The organism is Cryobacterium sp. MDB1-18-1, assembly GCF_004402735.1.
In the GTDB taxonomy this organism is placed as follows: domain Bacteria; phylum Actinomycetota; class Actinomycetes; order Actinomycetales; family Microbacteriaceae; genus Cryobacterium; species Cryobacterium glucosi.
Window position 1 is genome coordinate 72,429 of record NZ_SOFR01000067.1, and the last position, 6,856, is coordinate 79,284.

Sequence of the window (6,856 nt, forward strand, 5' to 3'; positions counted from 1 at the left end):
CGGCCGGCATCAACCAGAAGGAAGAAAATCGTGGCCCAGAAGCATCTCCCCCGTCCGGTTCGCGCTGCCAGGGGCACCACCCTGACCGCGAAGAGCTGGCAGACCGAGGCGCCGTTGCGCATGCTGATGAACAACCTCGACCCCGAAGTCGCCGAGCGTCCCGACGATCTCGTCGTCTACGGCGGCACCGGGAAGGCCGTCCGCAGCTGGGAGGCGTTCGACGCGATCGTGCGCACCCTCCGTGAGCTCGAGGACGACGAGACCCTGCTCGTGCAGTCCGGCAAGCCGGTCGGGGTCTTCCGCACCCACACCTGGGCGCCTCGGGTGCTGATCGCCAATTCCAACCTCGTCGGGGACTGGGCGACGTGGCCCGAGTTCCGCAAGCTCGAGCAGGCCGGGCTGACCATGTACGGCCAGATGACCGCCGGTTCGTGGATCTACATCGGCACCCAGGGGATCCTGCAGGGCACGTTCGAGACCTTTGCCGCGATCGCGGACAAGCGATTCGATGGCACGCTCGCCGGAACCCTCACCCTCACCGGCGGCGCCGGCGGCATGGGCGGCGCCCAGCCCCTCGCGGTGACGATGAACGGTGGCGCGGTGCTGATCGTCGACGTCGACCCCGCCCGTCTGCAGCGCCGGGTCGACCACGGCTATCTCGACGAGATGACGGACGACCTCGACGACGCCGTCGCCCGGGTCCTCGCCGCGAAGGCGGACCGCCGGGCGCTTTCCGTCGGGCTCGTCGGCAACGCGGCATCCGTCTTCACCGAACTGCTCGAACGCGGCGTCGCGATCGACATCGTCACGGACCAGACCAGTGCGCACGACCCACTCAGCTACCTGCCGGAGGGCATCAGCGTCGCCGACTGGCACACCCGCGCCGCCGCGGACCCCGAGGACTTCACGATCCGGGCGCGGGCATCGATGGCCAGGCACGTCACCGCGATGGTCGGGTTTCGCGACGCCGGGGCCGAGGTGTTCGACTATGGCAACTCGATCCGTGCCGAGGCGGTCCTGGGCGGATGCGAGCGCGCATTCGAGATTCCGGGTTTTGTTCCCGCCTACATCCGGCCGCTGTTCGCCGAGGGCAAGGGACCGTTCCGCTGGGCCGCCCTCTCCGGGGACCCGGCCGACATCGCCGCGACCGACCGGGCGATCCTCGAACTGTTCCCGAACGATGCGAAACTCGCGCGCTGGATCCACGGCGCCCAGGAGAAGGTGCAGTTCGAAGGCCTCCCCGCCAGGATCTGCTGGCTCGGCTACAAGGAACGGCACCTCGCCGGGCTGCGGTTCAACGAGATGGTCGCCTCCGGCGAGATCAGTGCCCCGATCGTGATCGGACGCGACCACCTCGACGCCGGCTCCGTCGCTTCTCCGTACCGCGAGACCGAGGCGATGAAGGACGGCTCGGACGCGATCGCCGACTGGCCGCTGCTCAATGCCCTGCTCAACACGGCGTCCGGCGCGACCTGGGTGTCGATCCACCAGGGCGGCGGTGTCGGCATGGGCCGGTCGATCCACGCCGGCCAGGTCACCGTCGCCGACGGAACGGATCTCGCCGCCCAGAAGATTGAACGGGTACTGATCAACGACCCCGGCACCGGCGTGATGCGTCACGTCGACGCCGGTTACGAGCGGGCGGCCGCCGTTGCCCGTGAGCGCGGGCTGCGTGTGCCGATGTGGGAGGCCGAATGACGGCGCCGGCAACGGCGCACGGCCTGCTCTCCGGCCTCGACGAGATCGCGGACATCGGCAGGGATGCCCGGCGCGGCGGTTACTCCAGGCACCTGTGGCAGCCGGCCGACCTGGAACTGCGCGACTGGTTCACCGGACGCGCCGTCCGGCTCGGGCTCGACGTGGAGATCGACCGGAACGGAAACACCTGGGCGTGGTGGGGGCCGCGCGGCGACGACGCGATCGTCGTGGGCAGCCACCTCGACTCCGTTCCCGGCGGCGGTGCGTACGACGGCCCCCTCGGCGTGGTCAGTGCCCTCGAGGCGATATACCGACTGCAGGCGAGCGGGTTCCGGCCCGCACGCCCCTGCGCCGTGCTGGTCTTCGCCGAGGAGGAGGGCTCCCGGTTTGGTATCGCCTGCCTCGGCTCCAGGCTGATGACCGGCGCACTCGATGCAGGTCGGGCCCGCGCTCTCGTCGACGCAGACGGAATCTCGCTCGAAGCAGCGGCATCCGCTGCCGGCATCGACCCGGCCGGCCTCGGCGAGGACCGGGCCGCGCTCGCACGCATCGGCTTGTTCCTCGAACTGCACGTGGAGCAGGGCCGCGGGTTGATCGACCTGGACAGCCCGGTCGCGGTCGCCTCCTCGATCCTCGCCCACGGGCGCTGGCGCATCACCTTCACCGGAGAGGGCAACCACGCCGGTGCCACGCGCATGACCGACCGTCGGGACCCGATGCTCGCAGCCGCCCGCTCGATGCTCGCGGTTCGGGATGCCGCCGTCGCGAGCACCGGCTCCCGTGCCACGATCGGCCGGATCGAGGCCGTGCCCGGTGGCACCAACGTGATCTCCTCGCAGGTCACTGTCTGGCTCGACGCCCGTGCCGCCGAGGATGCCGCAGCACAGGACCTCGTCACGGAGATCACTGCGCGGGTCTCGGCGGCCGCCGCAGCAGAGGGATGCACCGCGGTCGTTGCCGAGGAATCCTGGAGCGGCGCCGTCGCTTTCGATGAGGCGCTGCGCGACCGGCTCGTTCACTCCCTGCACGGCGTCCCTACTCTCCCGACGGGCGCCGGCCACGATGCCGGAGTGCTGTCGAGTCGCCTGCCCACGGCGATGATCTTCGTGCGAAACCCGACCGGCATCTCCCATTCGCCGGAGGAGTTCGCCACGCTCGACGACTGCCTCGCCGGCGTCGCGGCGCTCGAGCAGGTTCTCCGGGAGCTGCTGTGAAACCGGGAATCACCGTGACGTTCTGGTGCGCACGCGCCCTGATCGACGGCGCACCCGTTGACGCGGTCCGGGTGCACGCGGCCCCGGACGGGACGATCGCCCGGCTGGAGCGGGGCGTTCCGGCGCGCGCCGGCGACACGGTCCTCGGTACCGTGGTCCCCGGGATGGGCGACGCGCATTCGCACGCCTTCCACCGCGCCCTGCGCGGACACACGCACGCCGACGGCGGCGATTTCTGGCGCTGGCGGGAGAGAATGTACGCCGCGGCATCCGCTCTGGACCCCGACCTGTACTACGAACTCGCCTCGGCGGTGTTCGCCGAGATGCTCGTCAGCGGCTGGACGGCCGTCGGCGAATTCCACTATGTTCACCACCGGCAGGACGGCCGGCCGTACCCGGATGCCCACGCCATGGAGCTCGCGGTCGCGGCGGCCGCACGAGACACCGGGATCCGCCTGACCCTGCTCGACACCTGCTACCTGCGCGGGGGCGCGGATCGTCCGCTCTCCGACCTGCAGCGGCGGTTCGGCGACGGCTCGGCGGAGGCCTGGCTGCAACGCTGGTCGAGCCTTCGGGACACCCTCGATACCGGCGCTCGCACTCTGACCGGTCCAGGCCCTGCCGTCACGCTCGGTGCCGCCGTGCACTCGGTGCGGGCTGTGCCCCGGTCGGCGATGGCGACGATCCTCGCCGGGTTGCCGGCAACGGTTCCACTGCACATCCACCTCTCCGAACAACCCCAGGAGAACGCGGAGTGCCTCGCCGAATACGGCCTCACCCCGACGGGCCTGCTGCACGAACTCGGCGCTCTGACTCCCCGGCTGAGCGTCGTCCACGCGACCCACCTGACCGACGACGACGTCGAACTCCTCGGCACCGCCGGCGTGACGGCCGTGTTCTGCCCGACCACAGAGGCCGACCTGGGCGACGGGATCGGGCCCGCTCGACGCCTGGCGGATGCCGGCGCCCGGCTTGCCCTCGGATCCGACCAGAACGCGGTTGTCGACCCCTTTCTCGAGGCCCGCGGCCTCGAGGCCGGCGAACGTCTCGCCTCCGGTCGGCGCGGCCGATTCTCACCACCGGAACTGACCGAGACACTCACCCGCGGCGGCTACGCGTCGCTCGGGCTCGGAACCGGCGGGCTGCATGTCGGTGCGTGGCTGGACCTCGTCGAACTCCACACCGCCTCGGTCCGCACCGTCGGCGCGGGTCCCGACCAGCTCCCGCTTGTCGCTACCGCGAGCGATGTGCGCCGCGTCATCGTCGGCGGACGTATCATCGCGAGCGACGGGCTTCTCGTGTCGCCCGCTGCCGACCCCGCAGTCCTGCTCTGTGCCGCCCTGCACCGGATCGACGACACCATCGACCGCATGAACCCGGTCCGCCTGATCCCGAAGGAACGCGCATGACCTCCGAACTGATCACCGATATCGGCGAGCTGAGCACGTTCGCCGGCCACGAGGACCGTCGCGCGAACGCCGCGCTCGTCATCGACAACGGCAGGATCGCCTGGATCGGCGACGCCGAGCATCCGCCCGTCGCCGACGTGCGCACGAGTGTCGGCGGGCGGGCCGTGCTGCCGGGGTGGGTCGACTCGCATTCCCACCTCGTCTTCGCCGGCGACCGCTCCGCTGAATTCGAGGCGCGCATGGCCGGGACGAAATATGCCGCCGGCGGCATCAGCACCACCGTGAACGCGACCAGGGCCGCAACGGATGCCCAACTCGAGTCCAATCTCCGAGCCTTGCGCGACGAGGCGCGGGCTCAGGGCACCACCTTCCTCGAGACCAAGACCGGCTACGGCCTCGACGTCGAAACCGAGCGCCGGTCCGCGGAGATCGCCTCTCGCGGGGCGGACGTGGTGACCTTCCTGGGCGCGCATCTGGTTCCGGAGGGCATCAGCGCCCGCGACTACCTCGACCTCGTGACCGGCCCGATGCTGGCCGCCGTCAGGCCGTGGGTCAGTTTCATGGACGTGTTCTGCGAGCGCGGGGCCTTCGACGTCGAACAGTCCCGGGAGGTCCTGCTCGCCGGCCGGGCGGCGGGGCTCGGCCTGCGTGTGCACGGCAACCAGCTCGGGCACGGCGGGGGTGTCGCCCTGGCCGTCGAGCTCGGGGCGGCGAGCGTCGACCACTGCAACTACCTGACTCCCGCCGACTTCGATGCCCTCGCCGCGTCGGACACGGTGGCGACCGTACTGCCGGCCTGCGACCTGTCCACCCGGGAACCACTCGCGCCGGCCCGCGCGCTCCTCGACGCGGGCATCACCGTGGCGATCGCGACCAACTGCAATCCCGGCACCTCGTACACGACCTCGATGCAGTTCTGCATCGCAACGGCCGTGCTGCAGATGCACCTGACCGTTGAGGAAGCCGTGCGCGCGGCCACTCGAGGCGGTGCCCGCGCCCTCGGGCGTGACTCGGGGGTGGATGCCGTCGGCTCGCTCCGGGTCGGCGGTCGCGCCGATCTGCAGGTACTTGACGCGCCCTCCATCTCGCACATCGCCTATCGGCCGGGGGTACCGCTGACCGCCGCCACCTGGCTGCTCGGACAGCGCGTGCCCACGGTGGTGACCCGTGCCGCCCGAGCAGCGTTCTGACGCCGTCTCCCGCGCGAGCGCCCGGGTGCCGGTCGCCTGGCGCAATGGCGGAGGCTGGACGAGCACTGTGGCCGTAGCGCCCCCTGCGGCGACAATGGACGATTTCGATTGGAGGGTCAGCATCGCGACGATCGCCGGCGACTCGGCATTCTCCGAGTTCGCCGGCATCGACCGATACCTCGTCCCGCTGTCCGCGGCCGGGCTCGACCTGACCATCGACGGCACCTTGCAACACATCAGCCAGTACGAGGTCTGCGCTTTTCCCGGGGAGAGCCTCGTCTCATCGACAGGTTCGGCGGAGAGCTCCGACGACCTGAACCTGATGCTGCGCCGCACCGCCGCGACGGGTTCCCTCCGGGTCGAGCGTCTCACCGACCCGTTATCGGTGATGCCGGGACCCGACGAGAGCGTCCTGGTCGTCGTCCTCGAGGGCGAGGTCGAGATCGACGGCGCGCCAGGCACGGACTCCCTTGCCCTGGGCCTCCGCGACGCCATGCTGGTCGCGCCGGGACAGTCCCAGACGCTCCGCGGCGAAGCTATCGTGGCTTTCGGGTCCACGGCGGTCAGGAACATCCCGTCGGTGCCGGACATCACTGTCACCTGATTCAGCCGGGCCGGTCAGTCGCGGTTGGGTGGTCCGGTGAGGATCTGGTGGGCGCGGTGTCGGTTCGGTGGCCGCCAGAGCCGTTGCGGGTCGATGAGTCCGGGGGCCCGGACTTGTGGTGAGCCTTTCACCATCCGGATTTCCCACCCGGAGGTGTCGATGGTGTGGTGGTGGAACCAGCACAGTAGTACCCCGTTGTCGACGTTGGTCGGTCCGTCCTGCGCCCAGGGCTTCACGTGGTGTACTTCGGCCCAGTGCGCCGGGGCTTTGCACCCGGGGATGATGCAGCCGCCGTCCCGGGCGGTGATCGCCCGGCGTTGCGCCCGGTTGAAGTACCGCCGTTCCGGCCCGAGCTTGAGGACTTGGTTGTTCGCCCCGAAGAGGACCCCTTGGAAGCCGCCGTCGCAGATGCGCTGGTGCACCGTCTTCAAAGACACGGGGGCCTCGACGCCGTCGATCCACCCCACCCCGACCCCGGAGGCGAGGTCCGCTGCATTCACGTGCACCATTACCGTCGGGGCTGACCCGCCCATGCTGGGCGTGTCCTCGTCCCGGGCTGCGTGCTCGAACAGGGCCCGGAGGATGTCGGCGCGTTTCTCCCCACTCGTGCGGGTGTCCGCGCGCCGCTCCCGGAGCTCTGCCTCGATCACGTCCAGATCCGGGCCCGTGTCGGCGTCGGTACCCGCGGTCTCGGCGCCGGGGATCATCTGCCCCGAATCCATCAGGGCCTGTTCCTCGGCG

At 70.5% G+C, this 6,856-nt stretch carries 6 protein-coding genes; 5 read left to right on the forward strand and 1 reads right to left on the reverse strand.

What is annotated here, in order from left to right; genetic code table 11:
- Positions 1-30: 30 nt before the first annotated feature.
- Genes hutU through E3O50_RS16555 form a run of 5 tightly spaced genes read left to right on the forward strand, consistent with a single transcriptional unit; the run spans position 31 to position 6,115 of the window.
- Complete coding sequence (gene hutU / locus E3O50_RS16535) at positions 31-1,698, forward strand: urocanate hydratase (RefSeq protein WP_134449304.1); 1,668 nt, start codon at positions 31-33, stop codon at positions 1,696-1,698.
- Positions 1,695-2,912, forward strand: coding sequence for an allantoate amidohydrolase (locus tag E3O50_RS16540; protein ID WP_134559169.1), 1,218 nt, complete (start codon positions 1,695-1,697; stop codon positions 2,910-2,912). Before hutU ends, E3O50_RS16540 begins: the two co-directional genes overlap by 4 nt.
- Positions 2,909-4,321, forward strand: a complete 1,413-nt coding sequence (locus E3O50_RS16545) for a formimidoylglutamate deiminase (RefSeq protein ID WP_241975359.1) — start codon at positions 2,909-2,911, stop codon at positions 4,319-4,321. Before E3O50_RS16540 ends, E3O50_RS16545 begins: the two co-directional genes overlap by 4 nt.
- Positions 4,318-5,511, forward strand: a complete 1,194-nt coding sequence (hutI, locus tag E3O50_RS16550) for an imidazolonepropionase (protein ID WP_134559171.1) — start codon at positions 4,318-4,320, stop codon at positions 5,509-5,511. The genes E3O50_RS16545 and hutI overlap by 4 nt, the downstream gene beginning before the upstream one ends.
- 25 nt (positions 5,512-5,536) lie before the next feature.
- Positions 5,537-6,115: a HutD family protein gene (locus E3O50_RS16555; protein ID WP_277870909.1), complete on the forward strand. Its 579-nt coding sequence runs from the start codon at positions 5,537-5,539 to the stop codon at positions 6,113-6,115.
- Positions 6,116-6,129: 14 nt separating this feature from the next.
- Here the strand turns inward: E3O50_RS16555 and E3O50_RS16560 are convergent.
- Positions 6,130-6,856: HNH endonuclease signature motif containing protein (locus E3O50_RS16560; protein ID WP_206750883.1), on the reverse strand; the 727-nt coding region annotated here is incomplete at its 5' end.